At 36.6% G+C, this 21,143-nt stretch carries 17 protein-coding genes and 7 pseudogenes; 10 read left to right on the forward strand and 14 right to left on the reverse strand.

Annotated elements, in window-relative coordinates:
- Positions 1 to 151 precede the first annotated feature (151 nt).
- From N7U66_RS11930 to N7U66_RS11940, 3 genes and pseudogenes are all read right to left on the reverse strand, one after another.
- Positions 152 to 1,417, reverse strand: a complete 1,266-nt coding sequence (locus N7U66_RS11930; RefSeq protein ID WP_267678523.1) for an MFS transporter — start codon at positions 1,415 to 1,417, stop codon at positions 152 to 154.
- A gap of 66 nt (positions 1,418 to 1,483) precedes the next feature.
- Positions 1,484 to 3,175, reverse strand: a pseudogene (recJ, locus tag N7U66_RS11935) (single-stranded-DNA-specific exonuclease RecJ).
- A gap of 55 nt (positions 3,176 to 3,230) precedes the next feature.
- Complete coding sequence (locus N7U66_RS11940) at positions 3,231 to 3,653, reverse strand: OsmC family protein (RefSeq protein ID WP_267675476.1); 423 nt, start codon at positions 3,651 to 3,653, stop codon at positions 3,231 to 3,233.
- A 58-nt stretch (positions 3,654 to 3,711) separates the two neighbouring features.
- On the opposite strand from N7U66_RS11940, the gene N7U66_RS11945 reads away from it, so the two are divergent.
- Complete coding sequence (locus tag N7U66_RS11945; protein ID WP_267675477.1) at positions 3,712 to 4,302, forward strand: carboxymuconolactone decarboxylase family protein; 591 nt, start codon at positions 3,712 to 3,714, stop codon at positions 4,300 to 4,302.
- Between the two features lie 164 nt (positions 4,303 to 4,466).
- Positions 4,467 to 5,588: a T9SS type A sorting domain-containing protein gene (locus tag N7U66_RS11950; RefSeq protein ID WP_267675478.1), complete on the forward strand. Its 1,122-nt coding sequence runs from the start codon at positions 4,467 to 4,469 to the stop codon at positions 5,586 to 5,588.
- 165 nt (positions 5,589 to 5,753) lie between these two features.
- On the opposite strand, the gene N7U66_RS11955 is transcribed toward N7U66_RS11950, so the two are convergent.
- From N7U66_RS11955 to N7U66_RS11990, 8 genes and pseudogenes are all read right to left on the reverse strand, one after another.
- Positions 5,754 to 6,095 (reverse strand): hypothetical protein, encoded by a 342-nt coding sequence (locus tag N7U66_RS11955; RefSeq protein ID WP_267675479.1) that lies wholly within the window; start codon positions 6,093 to 6,095, stop codon positions 5,754 to 5,756.
- 46 nt (positions 6,096 to 6,141) lie between these two features.
- On the reverse strand, positions 6,142 to 7,113 hold the full coding sequence (locus N7U66_RS11960) for a dihydrolipoyl dehydrogenase family protein (protein ID WP_267675480.1): 972 nt from the start codon (positions 7,111 to 7,113) through the stop codon (positions 6,142 to 6,144).
- Positions 7,114 to 7,291: 178 nt separating this feature from the next.
- Positions 7,292 to 8,377 carry a M28 family peptidase gene (locus N7U66_RS11965; protein WP_267675481.1) on the reverse strand — a complete coding sequence of 362 codons (1,086 nt, stop codon included), beginning with the start codon at positions 8,375 to 8,377 and terminating at the stop codon, positions 7,292 to 7,294.
- 36 nt (positions 8,378 to 8,413) lie between these two features.
- Complete coding sequence (locus tag N7U66_RS11970) at positions 8,414 to 8,626, reverse strand: protease-associated domain-containing protein (protein ID WP_267675482.1); 213 nt, start codon at positions 8,624 to 8,626, stop codon at positions 8,414 to 8,416.
- A gap of 123 nt (positions 8,627 to 8,749) precedes the next feature.
- Complete coding sequence (locus N7U66_RS11975; protein WP_267675483.1) at positions 8,750 to 9,031, reverse strand: hypothetical protein; 282 nt, start codon at positions 9,029 to 9,031, stop codon at positions 8,750 to 8,752.
- A gap of 40 nt (positions 9,032 to 9,071) precedes the next feature.
- A pseudogene (rsmI, locus tag N7U66_RS11980) lies at positions 9,072 to 9,742 on the reverse strand (16S rRNA (cytidine(1402)-2'-O)-methyltransferase).
- Between the two features lie 149 nt (positions 9,743 to 9,891).
- The gene (locus N7U66_RS11985; protein WP_267675484.1) at positions 9,892 to 10,074 is read right to left on the reverse strand and encodes a hypothetical protein; all 183 of its coding nucleotides are present in this window, start codon (positions 10,072 to 10,074) and stop codon (positions 9,892 to 9,894) included.
- 20 nt (positions 10,075 to 10,094) lie between these two features.
- A complete protein-coding gene (locus N7U66_RS11990) occupies positions 10,095 to 10,613 on the reverse strand; it encodes a hypothetical protein (RefSeq protein WP_267675485.1) in 519 nt (172 codons plus the stop codon).
- Positions 10,614 to 10,731: 118 nt separating this feature from the next.
- On the opposite strand from N7U66_RS11990, the pseudogene N7U66_RS11995 reads away from it, so the two are divergent.
- The 8 genes and pseudogenes from N7U66_RS11995 to N7U66_RS12025 form a co-directional block, all read left to right on the forward strand.
- Positions 10,732 to 11,361 (forward strand): annotated as a pseudogene (locus N7U66_RS11995) (thymidine kinase); the annotation flags it as partial.
- A gap of 36 nt (positions 11,362 to 11,397) precedes the next feature.
- Positions 11,398 to 12,477: pseudogene (gene alr / locus N7U66_RS12000) on the forward strand (alanine racemase); the annotation flags it as partial.
- Between the two features lie 85 nt (positions 12,478 to 12,562).
- Positions 12,563 to 12,965: pseudogene (mscL, locus tag N7U66_RS12005) on the forward strand (large conductance mechanosensitive channel protein MscL).
- Positions 12,966 to 13,146: 181 nt separating this feature from the next.
- Positions 13,147 to 14,140: pseudogene (locus N7U66_RS12010) on the forward strand (aspartate-semialdehyde dehydrogenase).
- A gap of 90 nt (positions 14,141 to 14,230) precedes the next feature.
- Positions 14,231 to 16,397, forward strand: a pseudogene (locus N7U66_RS12015) (prolyl oligopeptidase family serine peptidase).
- Positions 16,398 to 16,575: 178 nt separating this feature from the next.
- Positions 16,576 to 16,833 (forward strand): ATP-binding cassette domain-containing protein, encoded by a 258-nt coding sequence (locus N7U66_RS21930; protein ID WP_313791534.1) that lies wholly within the window; start codon positions 16,576 to 16,578, stop codon positions 16,831 to 16,833.
- Positions 16,827 to 17,405 (forward strand): ATP-binding cassette domain-containing protein, encoded by a 579-nt coding sequence (locus N7U66_RS21935; protein ID WP_313791205.1) that lies wholly within the window; start codon positions 16,827 to 16,829, stop codon positions 17,403 to 17,405. The genes N7U66_RS21930 and N7U66_RS21935 overlap by 7 nt, the downstream gene beginning before the upstream one ends.
- 320 nt (positions 17,406 to 17,725) lie before the next feature.
- Positions 17,726 to 19,645, forward strand: coding sequence for a TlpA family protein disulfide reductase (locus N7U66_RS12025; RefSeq protein ID WP_267675486.1), 1,920 nt, complete (start codon positions 17,726 to 17,728; stop codon positions 19,643 to 19,645).
- Between the two features lie 33 nt (positions 19,646 to 19,678).
- On the opposite strand, the gene N7U66_RS12030 is transcribed toward N7U66_RS12025, so the two are convergent.
- The 3 genes from N7U66_RS12030 to N7U66_RS12040 form a co-directional block, all read right to left on the reverse strand.
- Positions 19,679 to 20,251, reverse strand: a complete 573-nt coding sequence (locus N7U66_RS12030) for a 4'-phosphopantetheinyl transferase family protein (RefSeq protein WP_267675487.1) — start codon at positions 20,249 to 20,251, stop codon at positions 19,679 to 19,681.
- Entirely contained in the window at positions 20,248 to 20,502 is a 255-nt protein-coding gene (locus tag N7U66_RS12035) for an acyl carrier protein (protein WP_267675488.1), read from the reverse strand. Before N7U66_RS12035 ends, N7U66_RS12030 begins: the two co-directional genes overlap by 4 nt.
- Positions 20,503 to 20,771: 269 nt before the next feature.
- On the reverse strand, positions 20,772 to 21,077 hold the full coding sequence (locus N7U66_RS12040; protein WP_267675489.1) for a GIY-YIG nuclease family protein: 306 nt from the start codon (positions 21,075 to 21,077) through the stop codon (positions 20,772 to 20,774).
- Positions 21,078 to 21,143 lie beyond the last annotated feature (66 nt).

Consider the following 21,143-nt stretch of genomic DNA (forward strand, 5'->3'; position numbering starts at 1 on the left):
TTTAGAGTTACTAAATATAGTATTTCGTTAGCAAATAATTTTTTTATAGAGAACTCTTCAAAGCTCTTGAGGGCGTGTTTTTTCACAAAACATTGGGTTGCGTTTAAAGTCAAAAGACTAATGAATTGGAAGAAAAACACACACGAAACGATTAATGGGTTTCATTCTCTTCAAAATCTTTCCTCAAGTCTAGTTTTCTAAAAGAGGGTAATACAATTCCCGTGGTTATTACGGTAATTAAAGTCATGGTGCCACCAAAAACCACTGCCGTAACAGTACCCATTAATTTTGCTGTTACACCACTTTCAAAAGCCCCTAATTCATTTGATGAACCAACAAACATAGAATTGACAGACGCCACACGACCACGCATATGGTCCGGTGTTTTAAGCTGAAGAATGGTTTGACGAATCACCATGGAAACGCCGTCTGTAACACCACTAAAAAACAAGGCTACTACCGAAATCCAAAAGACAGAAGACAAGCCAAAGACGATAATACACACACCAAAACCAAAAATAGCCGCTAGTAATTTCATACCCGCATTTTTACTTATAGGAATGTAGGCTGTGGCGACCATAGTTATAATCGCACCAACAGAAGGAGCGGCTCTTAACACACCAAAACCTTCACTACCTACTTTTAAAATATCCTGAGCAAAAATGGGTAAAAGCATAACAGCTCCACCAAATAAAACGGATATCATGTCTAAAGTCAATGCTCCTAAAATAGCTTTAGTTTTAAAGACGAAACGAATACCTTCACTTAAACTTTTTAATATAGGTTCATTAATTTTTGTGTTTAATATTGGTTTTTTAGAAATCTGCGTCACTGTGATTAAGGAGAGCATCACTAAACCAAAAACAATACACAAAGACCAATGCACACCAAACCAACTTATAGAGAAACCAGCAAAACCAATACCTATAATTGAAGCCATTTGCCAAGTACTACTGCTCCAGGTTGCAGCGTTTGGAAATACTTTTCTTGGTACAATTAAAGCAACTAAAGAAAACAAGATCGGTCCAAAAAAGGAACGCAAAAAGCCACCAAAAAAGACTAAAGCATAGATAGAATATAACACAGAATTAGTGGACCACTCTTGAGTAACACTAGGGCTCGTTAATAAAAACAACCCCAAACTAATTATTGAAAATGCAGCAATACAAAGAATGAGTAAGTTTCGTTTTTCTTTTTGGTCTACAATATGTCCAGCAAATAAAGCCATAAAAAAAGCAGGGAAAAACTCCATTAAACCTATAATACCCAGCGATAACGGGTTTTTAGTAATAGAATACACTTGCCATTCTATAACGATAAACTGCATAGACCAGCCAAAAACTAATAAAAAACGCATTAATAAAAAGATGTTGAACTCTTTAAAGCGCAATGCTGCGTAGGGGTCGTTTTTTTGCAAATCTGTTAAATATTGAAACCTCATCTGTTTTAATCCCGATATTCCGGGACTCTGAGGTTTAATTAATTATTCTTTTATATCTCGCAACTTCAATTGCAAAGACACCTGCCCTTGCCATTCATTTTCATCTATGGAGTAAGCCGCTTTAAACGTTTTATTTCCTTCAATAAGGCTTAGCCTTTCACCCAAGCCAAAGCCAATACATACTATTTTAGCACTCTTAGGCTGCTTTACTGTAATACGTAAATGTGTTTCATCTTCACCAACACATTTACCATAGCCCGTATCCATAAGATTATCACTCATAAATACAGGAGACATATTTCCTGGGCCACAAGGTGCAAACTGGCTTAAAATTCTATAGAATTTAGGGGTGATTGTGTTAAGTTCTATTTGAGTATCTATTGTGATTTACGGTGTTAGTAATCTTTTATCTATGGTGGCTTCTACAACTGCTTCAAATTTTTGTTTGAAAGCCTCGTAATTTTCTTCTTTCAACGTGAGTCCGGCAGCGTATTTATGTCCGCCAAATTGTTCAATATGCTCAGCACAAGCTTCTAAAGCATTATATACATCAAAGCCTTTAACAGAACGCGCCGAAGCCGCTAGTTTATCGCCACTTTTTGTAAATACTAGTGTTGGACGGTAATAGGTTTCAATAAGCCGAGAAGCCACAATCCCAATCACGCCTTTGTGCCAGTTTTCGTTATAAACAACGGTAGTAAAACGTTCCCGTTCTTTTTGGGTTTCAATGTGTTCCAAGGCTTCTATGGTGATTTGCTTATCTGCTTCCCGTCGGTCGGTATTAAATGCTTCAATCTCTTTCGCGTATCTCTCAGCGGTTTCCACATGGGTTTCCGTTAGTAAATCCACTGCATATTGCCCATGTTTCATACGTCCCGCAGCATTAATTCTTGGGGCAATGATAAATACAACATCTGTAATGGTTAAGGTCTTCTTTTTAATCTGATTAATAATCGCTTTAAACCCAGCGCGTGGGTTGTTATTAATCACTTGTAAACCAAAATAAGCGAGCACTCTATTTTCTCCTGTAATGGATACAATGTCTGCTCCTATTGCTGTGGCAACCAAATCTAAATAAGGCACTAAATCTGCTATGGTTTGCCCTTTTTTAGACGCCAAAGCTTGGATTAGTTTAAAACCAACTCCGCAGCCGCATAACTCATCAAAAGGATAATGACAATCCTCTTGTTTTGGATCTAAAACGGCGATTGCATTTGGTATTTGTTTTCCTGGTCTGTGGTGATCACAGATAATGAAATCTATGTTTTTCTCTGCTGCGTAAGCGACTTTATCTATGGCTTTAATACCACAATCGAGCGCAATAATGAGTGAAAACCCATTGTCTTCAGCAAAATCAATCCCTTGGTATGAAATCCCATAGCCTTCATCATAACGGTCGGGAATATAGGTTGCAACATTAGAATAGTCTCTTAATAAATAGCTAGATAACAAAGAGACTGCGGTAGTTCCGTCAACATCATAATCACCATAAACCAATATGTTTTCGTTGTTTTCAAAGGCTTTTTCGATGCGTTCAACTGCCTTTTCCATATCTTTCATTAAGAATGGATCATGCAAATGTTCTAGGCTAGGTCTAAAAAACAACTTCGCGTCTTCATAGGTTTCAATGCCTCTTTGAACGAGAAGTGTTGCAATAGAAGCTTCAATATTTAAAGCCTCTTGCAGAGCGTATACGGTATCAAGATTTGGTTTGGGTTTAAGAGTCCAGCGCATGAATTAAATATCGTGTTTAAGTTGAAGCATTATACAACGAAGATTACTCCATATCTCAATGATTATGAAAATGTGTCTTTGTTTTCACTTGAGCAAATTGACGAAACATTTCCATGACCCCGCAATATTTATCAACCGAAAGGGCTATGGCCTTATTAATCTTGCTTTCGTCTAAATCTTTACCATAGAAATGATAATCTACAGAAACCGTATGATACGTCTTTGGGTGCTCCTCTGTAAGCTCACCTTCCACTTTAATTTTTAAGTCATTAAATGTTATTCTCATTTTTTCAGCCAAAGAAACGATGTCTAATCCCGAGCAGGCTGCTAAAGACGATAACATGACCGCTTTAGGTCTTAACGGTTTATATGGATCGTTATTTTCTTCCGTTTGGCCTAAATTAAATGAATAACCACCAGGGTTATCGCTTTCGAAAATCATTTTTTCTTTCCAAACGGTTGTGACTTTATGTGTCATAATTGAAGAATTTTTCGTTAATTGATACTTTCAAAAATACTACTAAAAAAACAAAAATATGCCCTTAGTAACACCTTTAGATGCCGAACATGATTTAGAAACTAAAAAATTGGCAGAATTTTTTAATGAGACCTTGGGTTTTTGTCCAAACTCTGTACTTACCATGCAACGCAGGCCTGACATTTCGAAGGCTTTCATTACTTTGAATAAGGCTGTTATGGCCAACGAAGGGCGCGTGACTTCTGCCCTTAAGCGAATGATCGCATGGGTAAGCAGTAATGCCACCGGTTGCCGTTATTGCCAGGCACATGCCATTCGTGCTGCGGAACGCTATGGTGCAGAACAAGAGCAATTAGATAATATTTGGGAATATAGAACCCATCCTGCCTTTAGTGAAGCAGAACGTGCCGCTTTAGATTTTTCTTTAGCAGCATCACAAGTACCCAACGCTGTTGATGCTACCATAAAAAAACGCTTACATGAGCATTGGGATGAAGGGGAAATTGTAGAAATGCTTGGTGTGGTCTCGTTATTTGGCTACTTAAACCGATGGAATGATTCTATGGGAACCACACTAGAGGGCGCTGCTATAGAAAGTGGCAACCAATTTCTAGGCAAACATGGCTTTGAGGTTGGAAAGCATGTTTAAACGGTGCCCGTATTAAAGCACTGCACTTTTGGATACGTTAGAATAGAACATCCTTAGGACCCGAACTTTGTAGCTGTGGCCTTTTTTTATTATATTGTGATTACAAAAGGCCCTTAGCTGTTGGCTACTAGAACACTAAAAAGACCTCCAACAAAAAAACCCTCATGAAAACCAGCCCCCTACTATTTGTCCTATTCTTTATTGTCTTCTCTTATTCACCGCTCTTAAGTGCACAAACGCCTTATGGCAATGCTGGTGATCACACGCCAGTAATACTAGGCCGTCCGGAAACACCTTTTGGCTATTACGAATATCTACCAACCTCCTTTGATGCCTCTTCCAGTACAACTTACCCTCTTGTTTTATTTTATCATGGTTTGGGAGAAAAAGGGAATGGCACTACTGAATTAAATAAAGTTTTGGCTAATGGCCCGCCAAAACTCATTGAACAAGGCACCGACTTTGAAGCTATTATAATTTCTCCACAAAGTGCTTACGGTTGGTTTAGTCCCGCAAATTTTTTGAGTTTGTATACTTATTTAACGGCTCACTATCCTATAGATACTAATCGCGTTTATGTTACAGGATTAAGTGCCGGTGGAGGGGGCACATGGAATGCTTTAAAAGGACATCATGAGAAAATTGCTGCTGCTTTACCCATCTGTGGGGCGGGTAGCGTTAGCGACCCGGCAGCTTTTCTTCAACAAACCCCGATCCGGGCACATCATAATTTTAATGATGGCGTGGTTGGTAAAGGCCAAACAATTAATAACATGAATCGCATTGCCAACACGGGGTCTTCTGTGATGAGCGTTTATCCCTACGGTAGCAGTAATTCTGTAGCTGATGCGGATTATTCCATGCAATTTGACACCAATACGCAAACGTGGTCTGCAAGCGTAGGAATCCATGCCCCTAACGACAAACTCTCCTTTACCCTATACAAAAATGGCAATCATGATGCCTGGACCAAAACTTATAATAATCAAGAGGTGTGGGATTGGTTATTTGCGCAACGTTTAAATACATTGGGTACTAATGATGACAATTTAGAAATCTCTTTTAAAATATACCCAAACCCGACTTCAAACAAAGCGACTATTATTACAGCAAATACTACTGAAAAAAAGGTGGAAATTTATAACCTCCTTGGCACAATAATATATAGTCATGTATTATTTAAAGAACTTGATATGAACGTGAGCACCTATGCTTCAGGCGTATATATCGTAAAAGTTAGTGATGCGAATAATAATCAAAAAACCATACGCATTATAGTAAACTAATAAGACCTCACCTGTTTACTACAAGTTCCAAACTAGAAGCAAATCAGTAATCCGTTCTCGATTGTAAATAAGCGTTCTTGTTCTCACTTTGGGAGTATTCCTCAGTAAATTGTATTGCGCTATAAACAATCGCTTCAATATAAACCGTAATAAATAAATAGCTATTTATTTATCAGCCAGCATGTATTTCAAATCATTACTATACGAGGGATAAGTAAAAATCATACGTTTAAATTCTGAAACCGTCATCTTATTATTTATAGCTACGGTAAGCAAGTTGATGTTTTCATTAGCTTCATGTCCTAAAATATGAGCACCCACAATCTCTTCTGTACGTTCATTCGCTATAATTTTATAAGCATAGGTGCTTTCATTTGCTTTTTTTGCATTAAACCATTCTTGCGCCTCTCCTTTAAACACCAGTATGTTTTTGTAGCGTTTTTTAGCTTCTGCTTCTGAAAGGCCTACAGCAGAAAGATTGGGTTGTGTAAAAACAGTTGAGGGCACTAAGGGATATTGAAATTCTTTTTTATTTCCGTTTATAATGTTTTCACTAGCAATGTGGCCTTGTAAACCGAGATAACGGTGTTAAAGGCAGGGACAAATTAGAGACATCTCCACAGGCATAGACTTTTTTATTTGAAGGACTCCGGAGAAAATCATTGACAACAACACCAGCCTCATTATAATCAATATTTGCCTTTTCAAGTTCTAAACTACTAATGGACGGGACACGTCCGGCTGTATTAAATACATGTCGGCTTTTGTGTCGCTTTTTACTGCCATTAACCGCGTATTTGATTCTTATGTTTTTACTTAATTTTTCAATGGCCGACACCTCAGCATTAAAAATGAATGCAACCCCTAATTTTTCCATTTTGGCAATTAGTTTTTCAACCAAAAGCGCATCAAAATTTGAAAGTGCTGTAGGCCCGTGCTCAAAAATGGTGACTTTACACCCTAATACGGCCAACATGGTAGCGAATTCCATACCTACATACCCCGAACCTATAAAACTTACAGATTTAGGAATCTTTTCCAGATCAAGAATGGCATCACTGGTTTCTAAGTATTTTTTTCCTTTTATATTTAGTGCTCTAGGTATTTGCCCTGTTGCAATAACAAAATAATCTGCAGTAATGGTTTTTCCTTCTACTGTAATTTCATGCTCTGAAATAAATACCGGTGATTGATGGTATAAGTCAATACTTAATTCTTTTAACCTGTCTTCAATGGATACTGGAAGTTTCTGAGTAAACTCCTTTTTAAAATCTTGAACCTGCTTCCAATTTATCTTGGGTAATTTTGAAACTCCTAAATGATGTAAACGGTTGGATTGCTCTAATAAAGAAGAAAACTGAAGCATCACTTTTTTGGGGTCACAACCTCTGTTTGCGCAAGTACCTCCGTATTCACGATTATCGGTAATAGCTACCGTTAATTTGTTTTTTGCACAGGCCTCGGCAGCGGTTTGTCCAGCAATTCGAGAACCAATGACAAAGACATTATAGTGTTTCGTTTTCATGTGTTTATGTTTACTGCTCTTTTTAAGGACACATGCTGTTCGCTATTAATCCTTTTTATAGGTGACAAATTTTTGAACATGCTCGTTTCTTTTTTAAAAATGAAGATAACAAAGAAACCATCATTATTATATTAAGAAGAAACTAAAGTTTAACTGCATAAAAAAAAGTGGTGCTTTATTACTGATTAATTTGTGCTACTATGCGTTGCGATGCATCTCGAATACGCTTTTGAGACGATTCTATTACGTTTTTTATAGTGGATATGTCTTTAACCATATCACTTGTTGTTGCAATAGCCTTGACGTACCAATCTTCCCAAGCGTGGATTATTGCTAATTGTGTTTTTAAATCTTCTCCGTTGTCTAACGCTATTTTACTTTGTTTTAATTCTTCGTTTAATCTTTCTATTGCAGCAGATTCTATTTGCAAGATCATTTTTTTCGCTAATATTTCATCTGAATTTAAAAGCGTGTAAGCAGAAACCAATGATGCTATTCCTACGTTTTTAAGTGTTGCTTTAGATACTTTATCTAATCGATCATTATCGGTATGATAAAATTGATCTGTAAAATGCCAAAACAAAACACTTGGTATATTGGCGCTTAAAAAGGGCACATGATCGCTCCCTCCTTCAAAGGGATTTGTATTGACTGTCCAGTTGGCTCGTTTCCCTTGTGCCTTGAATATATCAATTAGAAAATCGTTTAAGTAATGCGGTTTCATTTGTTCTAAACTCATTTTCATACCGCCCCATTCGGTGTGTTTATCCTTGCCTCTAGTCCACACCGCACTTGGATCAGGCATTTTTTCAATTAAAAAAGAGCCTCCTGTTATTGAGGTGTTTTCACCAACCATATCCAAGCTGATGCCCCATTTAATGTTATTTGCGCGTGTTTTATCGTCTTCTACATACCGTTTTGTAGATATCATTTCATCACCCCAAAGGAAAGTTAGTGTCCGTTTTGGCGACCATTTGTTCTCTGCAATTAAGGTTGCTGTTACCGAAGCTATTTCTAGAGCAACTCCTACTCCAGTAGCGTTATCGTTTGCACCTGGCTCTTGAATATGAGCACTAAACACCAAGCGCTCTTCTGGTACTGTTGCCCCCTTGATATCTGCTATAATGGTTAATTCTTCTGAATCATAGATTTTGGTGTCAATAGCAACATTCACGGTCACTTCCCCCTGACTCAAACGGTTTTTTAGTCGTTCTTTAGCTTCGTAAGACATGGCAATGGCCCAGCCTCTTGTTTCTTGATTCAAAGGAATTGAGCGAAATTGTATAGACGTTGTATTCTTTTACGGTTGTAAATAGTTAGGATTGCTGTAAGATAATACACCTAATGCACCACCTTCAATCACCGCCTTTTGGAACACACTTGCAGGACTAGATTCTACAAAAACAATTTTTCCTTTTAAATTCTGCTCTTTTAATGTCTTTAAATCTTTTATATAAACGACCTCAGCAGTAACGCCTTCTTTTGTTGTGCTATACGAATTTAAAGCCACCATATTTCGATTCGTTTTTTGCTGTAGTAATGGGGCTTTTTCGCCTTGAATCTTTACATGGGCTGAGACCGGTTCCCAAGTTGGATCTTTTAGAGGACGTTTTTCTATGCGGTAGGTTAAAACCGTTTACGGCAACGCTTTTTCTTCTAAAACGAAACCTGCTTTTTCAAGTTGTCCGGCTATTTCATAAACGCTTTCATTAAAGCCCGTGTTACCAACAACACGCCAATATTTTTCAACAAAAGCGGTCGTTTTATAGGCGATACCTCCCGTAAATCGTTGATTAACTAAATCGAAATAATTTAACTCTGAACTGGCTTCATTTTTAAAGTCTGATGCCTTTCGCATAGAATGACAGCTCATTGCCACGACTAAAATAACGATGAGAAGTCCTGTTTTTTTTAACATTTTTTTGATACATTTTAAGGCTATTTAAATAAGCCTGTCATTACTTTTTGCCCCCTACCACTATCACGATTTCACCTTTAGGTGGTTTATTTGTATAATGTTCTAGTACTTCTTTTGCGGTGCCACGAATGGTTTCCTCATATAATTTTGTCAATTCTCGTGACACCGAAACCAGTCTGTCTTCACCAAAAAACTCACAGAAGTGACCTAAAGTTTTAATGAGCTTATGGGGGCTTTCATAAAAAATAATCGTTCGGGTTTCTTCTGCTAGTAACAACAAACGTGTTTGTCTTCCTTTTTTTACTGGCAAAAACCCTTCAAAAACAAACTTATCGTTTGGGAGGCCTGAATTTACTAAGGCAGGGACAAATGCGGTGGCTCCCGGCAAACAATCGACTTCTATATTATTCTCTACACAAGCCCGCGTGAGTAAAAACCCAGGATCTGAAATCGCTGGTGTGCCCGCATCACTAATTAAAGCAATCGTTTCTCCACCTTGTAATCGCTCTATAAGTCCGGCTACCGTTTTATGCTCATTATGCATGTGGTGACTTTGCATGGGGGTTTTAATCTCAAAATGCTTTAGGAGCTTACCGAAGTTCCGGTGTCTTCGGCTAAAATATAATCGGCAGACTTTAAAACTGAAATGGCCCTAAAGGTCATGTCTTCCAAATTACCTATGGGTGTAGGCACTATGTAGAGTTTACTCATGGTGTTGTAATTACTTTTGTAAAAGAATATGATAGCATGACAGTTTCTAAGCTTGCGGCTGTCCAAGGCATACTTGTGTGCATCATCATAGATTATGGTTCATTCGTTTTTTTTGCACAGTTTTAATGTACTATTATTTAAACCGTGCTTCAATAACTTCCATAAAACGCTCTGAGACTTCTTCTTTCCCGGTCCGAGAAATTGTACTCCGGCTTTATTTGAGTTTGAATAAATTGTACGGCTTCATCAAAACTTTCGGTGGTATTCAATTGTGATATCACCCGATGGTAATCTTCCGGTTTACCATCAAATAAAAATTTGATAAAGGCCAATTTATCATTTAGCCCTATTTTTAACCCCAGTATTTTAGTTTATCATTTAGCGATTTCTTTTCTGCTTCCGTTTTTTCATTACCCACTTTATCAAATACTGGTACTTTATTAAAATCGGCTGTGATCTCATCGAAATCATTTTTATGGAATTTGATTCTCGCATTGACCTCATCAAAAATAGCATCAACCGCTTGTGTTTCCTGCGGCATTTGTGCTACCATATCCTTTATTTTTTCAATTAACGGCTCGGTAATTGATTCTTCATCAGAATCATCCAGGTTTACATACGTTTTATTTCCTACCTCTATGTTATCACTCACCTTATTATTAAACGCCGTATCCAACATGTCAAAAAAGGAGGAGTCGTTTCCAATCGTGGGAAGATGGTCATCAAAATTTTCTTGAGCAAATTTTAAAACCGTTAATTTTTCATAAAGTGCTGCCACTTGTGCGTGCATTTTATTTATATCATCCTTACCGCTCAGTTTAAGAATCTTATGAGCGATACTCATTAATTCGGATTCTAACTTCTTCTTCATTACTTTAAATTTTATAATTATTTGTATTTATTGCAATTTAGCCTTTTGATTTTTAATAAATTTGAGCCACCTTTATCAAAACGATAAATGCGTTTCATTCTAGTGTTAAAATTACGAAATGTTTCTTGAAAATACAGTAAATCAAAAAGAACAATTTGGTTGGATCGAAGTCATTTGTGGCTCCATGTTCTCTGGTAAAACAGAAGAACTCATTCGCAGACTCAAACGCGCCCAATTTGCTAAGCAAAAAGTAGAAATATTTAAGCCAGCTATAGATGTGCGTTATGACGACGAAATGGTGGTCTCACACGATGCCAACGAAATTCGCTCAACACCTGTTCCTGCGGCTGCAAACATCCCTATTTTGGCAGACGGATGTGATGTGGTAGGCATTGACGAGGCGCAATTTTTTGATGATGAAATAGTGCGCGTTTGTAATGATTTGGCTAATAAAGGGGTTCGCGTCATTGTAGCGGGATTAGACATGGATTTTAAAGGCAACCCCTTTGGTCCCATGCCTAATTTAATGGCCACTGCAGAATATGTTACTAAAGTACATGCTGTTTGTACTCGAACAGGAAATTTAGCCCAATTTAGTTATAGAAAAAACAAAAGTGAAGATCTGGTTCTTTTAGGTGAAACCGAGGAGTATGAGCCTTTAAGCCGTGCTGCGTATTACAAAGCAACCATGCGTGAGAAAATAAAAACCATGAAGGTGAAAGATGCAGAAGACCTTACCGCCAAACAAAAAAACCGGATGCCTAAAGCGCAGGAGACCCTTCTTGAAATAGATTTAAAGGCGCTAACCCACAATGTTGCCTTTATTAAATCTAAACTAAAAAACGACACAAAATTCTTGGCTGTTGTTAAAGCCTTTGCCTATGGTAGCGATGCTGTGGAAATCGCAAAACACCTAGAACATTTAGGAGTAGATTATTTTGCCGTGGCTTATATAGACGAAGGTATTGCTTTGCGCGAGGCGGGAATTAGCACTCCTATTTTAGTCTTGCATCCACAACCCTTCAATTTTAAAACCTTAATTGAACACTGCCTAGAACCTAGTCTCTATTCGCAACGCGTTTTAAATGCGTTTATTACCGTTGCCGAAGAACTGAAGCAAAAAAATTACCCAATACATATTAAATTTAATACAGGATTAAACAGACTCGGTTTTGCAGAAGCCGAAATTGAAACCATTCTCTCTTTGCTAAAAAATAGTGCCGCTATTAAGGTGAAATCTCTCTTTTCACATTTAGCGGCCAGTGAAGTTATTGAAGAAAAAGCGTTTACCCTAAAACAAATTAACACCTTTACTAACATAGCACGAACAATAACTAAAGCTTTAGGATACCAACCCCTATTACATCAAAGTAACACCTCAGGACTTTTAAATTTTCCTGAAGCTCATTTTGATATGGTACGTAGCGGTATTGGGTTATATGGTTTTGGCAATGAACGAGAATTTGATAACTATTTAAAACCAATTGCCACTTTAAAAACGGTGATTTCTCAAATACATACTTTAAAAGCTGGTGATACATTAGGATATAACCGTGCATTTAAAGCAAACACATTAACAAAAACAGCAACGTTACCTATTGGTCATGCCGATGGGATAAGTAGACAGCTTGGAAACGGAAAAGGCTTTGTATTTATTCAGGGTAAAAAAGCACCCATTCTAGGGAATGTTTGTATGGATATGATCATGGTAGACATCACGACCATTGATTGCCAAGAAGGTGATGAAGTGATTGTTTTTGGACGAGAACATACTGCAGAACAGCTTTCAGATAGTATAAACTCTATTTCATATGAAATTATTACTGCTGTGTCTCAGCGCGTGAAACGCGTATTTGTTCGATAATTGACACTTCACTCGTTTTAATTTTCACAAGTTTTAACTAAATTGGAATCCATTTAAATGATCAACCCACTTAAAATTTATAATTATGCTCAAAGAATTTAAGAAATTTATTATGACAGGCAATGTCATAGATTTAGCAGTTGCCGTATTACTCGCAAGTGCCATCGGACTTGTAGTTAGTGGCTTTGTATCCGATATTATGATGCCTATTGTTGGACATTTCTCCGGCGGATTAGATTTTGCAGATATGAAAATAGTGCTTGATGAAGCTATAGTGGCGCCGAGACGGCAGCATCACTAAGCCCGAAAATGCTATTATGTATGGAAAATGGATTAATGCTATAATCAATTTAATTATTGTCGGTTTCGTATTATTCATGATTGTTAAGGCTTACAATAAAACGAAAACCCCTCCAGCTCCTAAAGCACCCGCTGGTCCATCAGAAATTGATTTGCTAAAAGAAATTAGAGATGCTTTAAAAAAATAAATAGCTTTTAACCGTGACTCGTTAAATCGGTGTTGCAAAAGCAACACCGATTTTTTTATGCTTTAGTTTTTGAAAAAAATTATGAGGTTTTAACCTGTAAAACAGAGAAATATAATAGCTTTGTAACTGGTTTGATGAGAAGAATTTTTTGTCTCTATAAAAATAAAAGAATAAATTATTTATGAAATTAGCTGTAGTTGGTGTCACAGGCATGGTCGGTGAAGTGATGCGTAAAGTTTTAGAAGAACGTCTTTTTAATATTACGGAGTTTATTCCCGTAGCCTCTGAGAAATCGGTAGGTAAAAAAGTGACCTTCAAAAATGAAACACACACCATTGTTAGTCTTGAAACGGCCGTAGCAATGCAACCAGATATCGCCTTATTTTCGGCAGGTGGCACTACGTCACTAGAATGGGCTCCAAAATTTGCCGCTGTTGGCACAACGGTTATTGATAATTCTTCGGCATTCCGAATGGATCCTGATAAAAAATTGATTGTTCCAGTAAATTAATGCTTCTGCTTTAACAAAAAGCGATAAAATTATAGCTAATCCTAATTGCTCCACCATTCAAATGGTGATGGCATTAGCTCCTTTGCACAAAAAATATAAAATCAAACGTATCGTTGTTTCAACCTATCAATCCATTTCTCGGAACTGGTGTCAAAGCAGTTCAGCAATTAGAAAATGAATTGGCTGGTATAAAAGGTGAGATGGCATACCATTATCCTATTAATAGAAACGCCATTCCGCATTGTGATGTTTTTGAAGAGAATGGTTACACGAAAGAAGAGATGAAACTGGTTCGTGAGACCCAAAAAATTCTTGATGATAAAACGATTGCTGTTACGGCTACTGCTGTAAGAATTCCAACAGCAGGAGGACACAGTGAAGCGGTGAATGTAGAATTTGAAAACGACTTTGACGTCAATGAAGTCAGACAACTACTAAGCCGAGACCGATGGAGTTACGGTACAAGATAATTTAGACACCAATACCTATCCTATGCCATTATACGCTAACGGAAAAGATGATGTTTTTGTTGGCCGTATTCGTCGTGACGGGTCGCAACCCAATACATTAAACTTATGGATCGTAAGTGATAATTTACGTAAAGGGGCTGCCACAAATACCGTGCAAATTGCCGAGTATCTCGGTGGCAAACAAATTGGTATAGCTGTTTAACATAAGTATTGACCAAAAAAGCGCTTGTGTATTAATCACAAGCGCTTTTTTGTTTACATTTATGTCATCAAATAAAAATTTCATGAAAAAAACAGCGCTTTGCTTACTAATACTTTCAGCACTCATGTCTTGTAAAGAAGAACAACAAACACGAAAAGAAATCACTGTAAACTATCCACACACAAACACAGTCGATACCGTAACTACTCATTTTGGAACAGAAGTAAAAGACCCTTATCGATGGTTAGAAAATGACAGAAGCCCTGAGACTGAAGCTTGGGTAAAGGCACAGAACAAAACGACTTTTGGCTATTTAGATAAGATTCCTTTTCGTGAGGAATTAAAGGGCCGTTTAGAAAAATTATGGAATTACGAAAAAATAGGAGCACCATTTAAAGAAGGCGATTACACCTATTTTTATAAAAATGACGGGCTTCAAAATCAATATGTCATCTATCGTTATAGAACAGGTGAAGCCCCGAAACAGCAACTGTATTTCTAGATCCAAACACCTTTAAAGAGGACGGGACGATTTCTCTTGGAGGCCTAAACTTTTCTAAAGATGGAAAAACCTTAGCCTATTCGATTTCTGAAGGCGGAAGTGATTGGCGAAAAATCCTGATCATGAATGTTGAAACTAAAGAAATTATTGAAGATACTATTGTTGACGTTAAATTTAGTGGCATGTCTTGGTATAAAAACGAAGGGTTTTATTATTCAAGTTACGATAAACCAAAAGGAAGTGAGCTATCTGCCAAAACAGATCAACACAAAGTCTATTATCATAAACTAGGCACCTCACAAAAAGACGATGCAATAATATATGGTGATAAACCGGAAGAAAAGCACCGATATATCTATGGTGGCGTTACCGAAGATAACAGGTATTTATTTATCTCTCCGCGTATCTCAACGTCTCGAAACAAATTGTATATTAAAGATTTAACACAAGCGAATTCAAAATTTGTTGAAATCATTGGTGACACAGATAGTAACACTTACGTTATTGAAAACGAAGGGTCAAAATTATTCTTGGTAACCAATCGAGAAGCAGCAAACCAAAAGATTGTAACTGTTGATGCCTCTAATCCAACACCGAGACCAATGGAAGGATTTTATTCCCGAAACGGAATACGTGCTCAGCCCATCTACTGCGGGTGGTTACTTTTTTGCTGAATATATGGTGGACGCGGTGTCTAAAGTGATGCAGTATGATTTCAATGGAAAACTAATAAGAGAAGTCACTTTACCAGGCATTGGCTCCGTAGGCGGTTTTGGTGCTAAAAAGGAAGAAAAAGAACTGTATTACTCTTTTACAAATTATGTGACTCCTGGTAGCATTTACAAGTATAACATTGAAAAAGGATCTTCTGAATTGTTCCGTAAGCCCGCGATAGATTTCAATCCGAGAAGATTATGAAAGTAATCAAGTGTTTTATGCTTCTAAAGATGGCACAAAAATACCAATGATCATTACACATAAAAAAGGAATGGCTCTTAATGGCAAAAACCCAACCATACTTTATGGTTATGGTGGTTTCAATGTAAGTTTAACACCCTCTTTTAGCATCACCAACGCCGTTTGGATGGAACAAGGTGGTGTTTATGCCGTGCCAAATCTTCGTGGTGGTGGAGAATATGGAAGGGAATGGCACGATGCCGGGACACAGTTAAAAAAACAAAATGTGTTTGATGACTTTATTGCTGCTGCTGAATTCCTGATAGAAAAAAATTATACTTCATCAGACTATTTAGCGATTAGGGGTGGTTCTAATGGCGGTCTATTAGTTGGCGCAACAATGACACAGCGTCCGGATTTAATGAAAGTCGCATTGCCTGCCGTTGGGGTCTTGGACATGTTACGCTACCATACCTTTACTGCAGGTGCTGGTTGGGCTTATGATTACGGTACAGCCGAAGACAGTAAAGAAATGTTTGAGTATTTAAAAGGGTACTCGCCGCTACACAATGTAAAAGAAGGGGTAGCATATCCTGCGACTTTGATAACAACAGGCGACCATGATGATCGTGTGGTACCAGCGCATAGTTTTAAATTTGCTGCCGAGCTACAAAGCAAACAATCAGGAAATAACCCCACTTTAATTCGTATAGAAACGGATGCTGGGCATGGTGCTGGGACTCCTGTAAGTAAAACGATAGCACAATATGCCGATATTTTTGGCTTTACACTATACAATATGGGATTTGATATTTTACCAAGTAAAATGAAAGCGGAGTTTAAAGACTAACGCTTTCACGGTACTCTTTTATAAAAATGATGAAACCACTTGCGCTGCAAGTGGTTTTTTTTATACTATTTTTGCAGGGTTATGCTAAACGTAAAAAAACCTCTCTTTTTCTTATCAAAAAACACCTGTTTTAAAAGACCTCTCTTTTCAAGCAACAACAGGCGAGTCTATCGCTATTATTGGTGAAAGTGGCTCAGGAAAAAGTACCCTTCTAAAAGTTTTACGTGGTGAATACGATTTAAATCACGGACAAATATTTTGGAAAACGGAAGCCATTCTAGGGCCTAAACATCATCTTGTTATTGGTTACGATTTCATGAAATACGTCGCCCAAGAATTTGAATTAGATCTTTTTATTTCGGTTGTAGATAACATTGGTAAACACCTATCTAATTTTTACAAAGAAGAAAAAAAGAGCGTATTTCAGAATTGTTAGACGTTGTAGAATTATCCGCTTTTGCAAATACCAAAGTAAAATTACTAAGCGGCGGACAAAAACAGCGGGTCGCTTTGGCGAGAGCTTTAGCTAATGCCCCGGAGATTTTATTACTAGATGAACCTTTTAGCCACATTGATAACTTTAAAAAACAAACGCTCCGTAGGAATATTTTTAGGTATTTAAAGGACAACAACATAACCTGTATTGTTGCAACTCACGACAAAAGTGATGTTTTAGGCTACGCAGATACGATGATTGTTTTAGACCAAAACAAAATAGTAGCAAAACGAACACCTCAGGAATTGTACAACAACCCTAAAACAGCTTTAATCGCTTCGTTTTTTGGAGAATTTAATGTTATTAATGGCGCTATTATTTATGCCAACCAGCTAAAAATTGTGGTGCATTCTCATTTAAGAGCCACAGTAAAACAAAACTATTTTAAAGGTGCTTATTATTTAATTGAAGTAGATTTGGATGGTGAAACCGTGTTTTTTGAGAGTGATTTAGAAGTTGAAAAAGGACAAATTTGCTTCCTTGAAGCACAGTACAAAACGTCTACTTACTAAACTTCACCTTATTGATTACGTTATTTAAGTTATATTCGTAAGAAATATCGCCCAAAATTAACCTACTTCATTATGAAAAAATTAATCTTCACCCTTTTCTTAGGACTACTCATTACCAATACTTTTGCTCAAAAAACAATTGAAAATCCGAATACGGACTTTGTACCGTTCCTGGCTCTTTAACTAAAATTGAGTTGTTGGATGACGCTACTGTTTTGTACTTTCATATTAAATATTATCCAAATAGTGACCTATCTGTTTCCAAAAAAAGCTATATCCAAGCGCGAGGTAGTGAAGAGAAACTATTTGTAACTAAAGCTGTGGGAGTAGAACTAGGAGGTGAAAATAACAAAACGTCAGACTATGGAGAATTGTTCTATTCTCTATATTTCCCTAAACTAGACACTAACGTAAAAGTCATAAGTTTTGGTGAAGTTAAAACCGATGAAGCCGCAGCCGATACTGGTTTTATTGACCATATTCTTATAGACGAAGATTCGCCAATGCTGCCAAAAGCACTGCGTGGTGATTGGTTGTTAACTGATGGTGGTAACCGTTGGGATTATGGTTTTCATTACGACAAAGCGATTGTAGACAGAGCCGTTTGGAACTATAAATCTGTTACCAATAAAGGGAAGCAGTACACGATTACATTAGAAAGACCAGGTGCTTTAAAAACCGTTTACGCCGAACTTCATAAAGATGGGCAAGTCGATTTTGGAACTAACCCGAAAGTACTAAAAACTTATAGTTTAGAAAAAACACACAACCCCAATTACACATTTGAAAATGATGTGCCTTACGCAGCAGAATCTTTACTCAAAGTAAGCTCCACCACATATTCGGGCGTAATAAAAGGCTATACAGAAGCGGTAAAGGATAAGGTGAAAATTAAAATAGTTACTCAAGATTGCTTTACTTTAAAAGTAGATTTCCACAAAGTTGAAATAAATGATGACGGCAGTTTCTCCATAGAATTCCCTGCAAATTACCCACAAACTATTCTTGTTATGTCACCTTATGAATCTCAACAAGAAGTTTATGTAGAACCTGGAAAAGAAACCTTTCATTTTATTACAGATAAAGAAGATCTTTTTATGGGAGATGTCGCAGCATTAAATACTGGTTTTCAAGAAATTAAATTAGAATTCCGTCATAAAGACAACATTGAAGACCTTAAAATTGTGCGTTCTTCTATCAAAAAATCTCCGGAAGAGTATAAACTAGAAAGTCTAATATTTAAAGACAAACAATATAAAGCACTTGAAGCACTAAAGAAAAAACAGTTTATAAGTAAGAAAGCGCTTCAAGTAAAACAGATTAAAATTGAATTAATCTCCCTTATAAGAATTCTCAATTATAACCGTTCTAAAAAAATGTTGATTGATGAATTAAATGAAAAGGAGAAAAATGAGGCTAACAAGCTGGAATACAAAGCCTCAAATGTGGATGCCGCTTTTTTTGATTTTGTCCCTGAAGAAATTTTAAATAGTCGTTTACCAATTGTCGTCTCACCTTGGCTTGGGTTTGCTACAAAAAAACTATCTGAAAATTCTGCTTTTAAAAACGAAAATAGCACTGATAAAGAATTGGAAAACAACATTAAAACGCATTTTGAACTCACTAACAGTTTTATGCTTGATTTTATAAGATTTCAAAACGCTTATAAAAAGTTTTTAAATAATTATGATACTTACACCGATGCTGAAATAATAAAATTACAACAAGAAATTAAAGATCCTTTTATATCAGAATATTTAGTCACCGCAAACAATAAAGCTAAAGCCTACATAAAGGAAAATAATATAAAAACAGGCTACAACATTAATACTGTAAAAAAAGCAGCAGGTGAAGACTTGTTTGAGTCTCTAATTAAACCATTTAAGGGCAAAGTTATTCACGTGGATTTTTGGGCCACTTGGTGTGGCCAATGCATACCTAAAATTAAGGCTATTGAGCCACTTAAAGAAGAAATGAAAGATGATGCTATTGTGTTTTTATATATTACAAACGAAAGATCTCCGGAAGGTCAATGGAAGGATGCGGTTTCGAATATAAGAGGGGAGCATTATAGAGTTACTAATGATCAATGGGAAAGTTTATTAACGAAATTTAATTTTAGAGGAATTCCACATTATGTTTTAGTAAATAAAAAAGGGGCCGTTGTGAATACAGATTTAGGACATCCTACTATTAAACAACTAAAAACCATATTAGAAGAAGAAATCGCAAAAGAATAAAAAGTATTTAGCGTTCCTAATGGGTAAACAGGTTTAATAGGCAAATCCTGAAAACCGTCCACAATGGGTCAAAGAGAATGAGGTTGATAGTTTCAAAGCATTGCTAAATACTTGTGGAACACCAGCTGCTGTCTTTTTAATGTCTAACGTTTCAAAAGCTACCCCTTCCTTTTTAGAAATTGCTTTTAGGAAGTTATGTTTTAAGGTGTCACTTTGCGTTTTGTAAGCTGGGTATTCCGTTTTGAACATTGAGGTGTTTACCTTTTGAGCCTTGTCTTGCTTTGCAATTGTGTAGATGTAATCTTTAGTGATTTCTGAACGGGTAAAATAGGTGTCGTCACCTATTGAAACAAGTCCTTTTTTAATAGAAAGAAGCTTGCATTCTAATCGTTTCGGATTAAAAAAACGTGTTCCAAACTGCTGTACCTGCACTTTATACGCCGCTTCTTTCATACTCCAAAGCAGCCAAACCCTTTGGTGAGGATCTTCCGCAGAAAAAATATAATCTTGTTCTTGTTGTGTGAACACTTTATCTAAAAAACGAGGTCGCTTCCAGTTCGAATCTGTAGCGGCTTGTTCTAAATCGACAATATCATTGCCTATCATGTTGCGGCTAACTTTTCGTTTACAAGGTCCATGGCTGCTTTTACAGAGATCATTTTTTCCATATCATCATTTTCAATGCGAATGTCAAATTCATCTTCAACATCTAAAATAACATCGACCAAATTGGCAGAGTTTATTTTTAAGTCGTTGATGAAATCTGTGTTTTCATTAAGATTTTTAAAGGCGTCTTCGTCTTGAATATAAGGCTGGACGATGGTTTTTAGTTTGGCGATAAGTTCTTCTTTTGTCATAGGTTATTTTATCATTTTTTATTCTTGAAACTTCAAGAATTTAATGTTTTCTAAAGATCACTATTTTTTAGCACTTCGACAAGCTCAGTGTGACATCTTATCTTCTAATTGGCAATGTTGTAATTCAGGTAAAACTGAAATTATTAGTAGGTCTAAGCTTAGTGTAACAGCTGTGTTTTTATTTGTTTGGGTTCTTTTTAATTTCATGACGAAATGAAGCCAATTCTGAAATTGAATGTCAGTCTGAGCCTGTCGAAGACTCTAATCCCTTAAATACGATTATTATTTTGAGTATAATTTTTTGAAAATTCAATGAGGTCTTGCCAATTTTCTTCAATCAATGCTTTTTTCTTTCTTTGAGACCATCCTTTAATTTGCTTTTCAATTTTAATAGCTTCTTTTGGGTTTTCACACTGTAAATACCAAAGTAGCTTAACAGGTAATCTAGATGCTGTATACGATTCTTTTTTGTGACCCGATTTATGTTGAATCAGTCGTCTTTCTAAATCATTCGTCATCCCCGTGTAATAGGTTTTATCTGCACATAAAAGGATATAGACGTAATAGAATGTCATTTTAATACTTCTTTATTTGGATTATACACTTCGATACTTCGACTTCGCTCAGTACAAGCGAAGCTC

The sequence above is a fragment of the Lacinutrix neustonica genome (assembly GCF_026625145.1).
Taxonomy (GTDB): domain Bacteria; phylum Bacteroidota; class Bacteroidia; order Flavobacteriales; family Flavobacteriaceae; genus Lacinutrix; species Lacinutrix neustonica.

Coding starts and splice junctions, on each gene's coding strand:
- N7U66_RS11940 (WP_267675476.1), bottom strand. CDS start 3,653: ATGACACATAAAGTCACAACCGTTTGGAAAGAAAAAATGATTTTCGAA.
- N7U66_RS11945 (WP_267675477.1), top strand. CDS start 3,712: ATGCCCTTAGTAACACCTTTAGATGCCGAACATGATTTAGAAACTAAA.
- N7U66_RS11950 (WP_267675478.1), top strand. CDS start 4,467: ATGAAAACCAGCCCCCTACTATTTGTCCTATTCTTTATTGTCTTCTCT.
- N7U66_RS11960 (WP_267675480.1), bottom strand. CDS start 7,113: ATGAAAACGAAACACTATAATGTCTTTGTCATTGGTTCTCGAATTGCT.
- N7U66_RS11970 (WP_267675482.1), bottom strand. CDS start 8,626: ATGGTGGCTTTAAATTCGTATAGCACAACAAAAGAAGGCGTTACTGCT.
- N7U66_RS11975 (WP_267675483.1), bottom strand. CDS start 9,031: ATGTTAAAAAAAACAGGACTTCTCATCGTTATTTTAGTCGTGGCAATG.
- N7U66_RS11990 (WP_267675485.1), bottom strand. CDS start 10,613: ATGAAGAAGAAGTTAGAATCCGAATTAATGAGTATCGCTCATAAGATT.
- N7U66_RS12030 (WP_267675487.1), bottom strand. CDS start 20,251: ATGATAGGCAATGATATTGTCGATTTAGAACAAGCCGCTACAGATTCG.
- N7U66_RS12035 (WP_267675488.1), bottom strand. CDS start 20,502: ATGACAAAAGAAGAACTTATCGCCAAACTAAAAACCATCGTCCAGCCT.
- N7U66_RS12040 (WP_267675489.1), bottom strand. CDS start 21,077: ATGACATTCTATTACGTCTATATCCTTTTATGTGCAGATAAAACCTAT.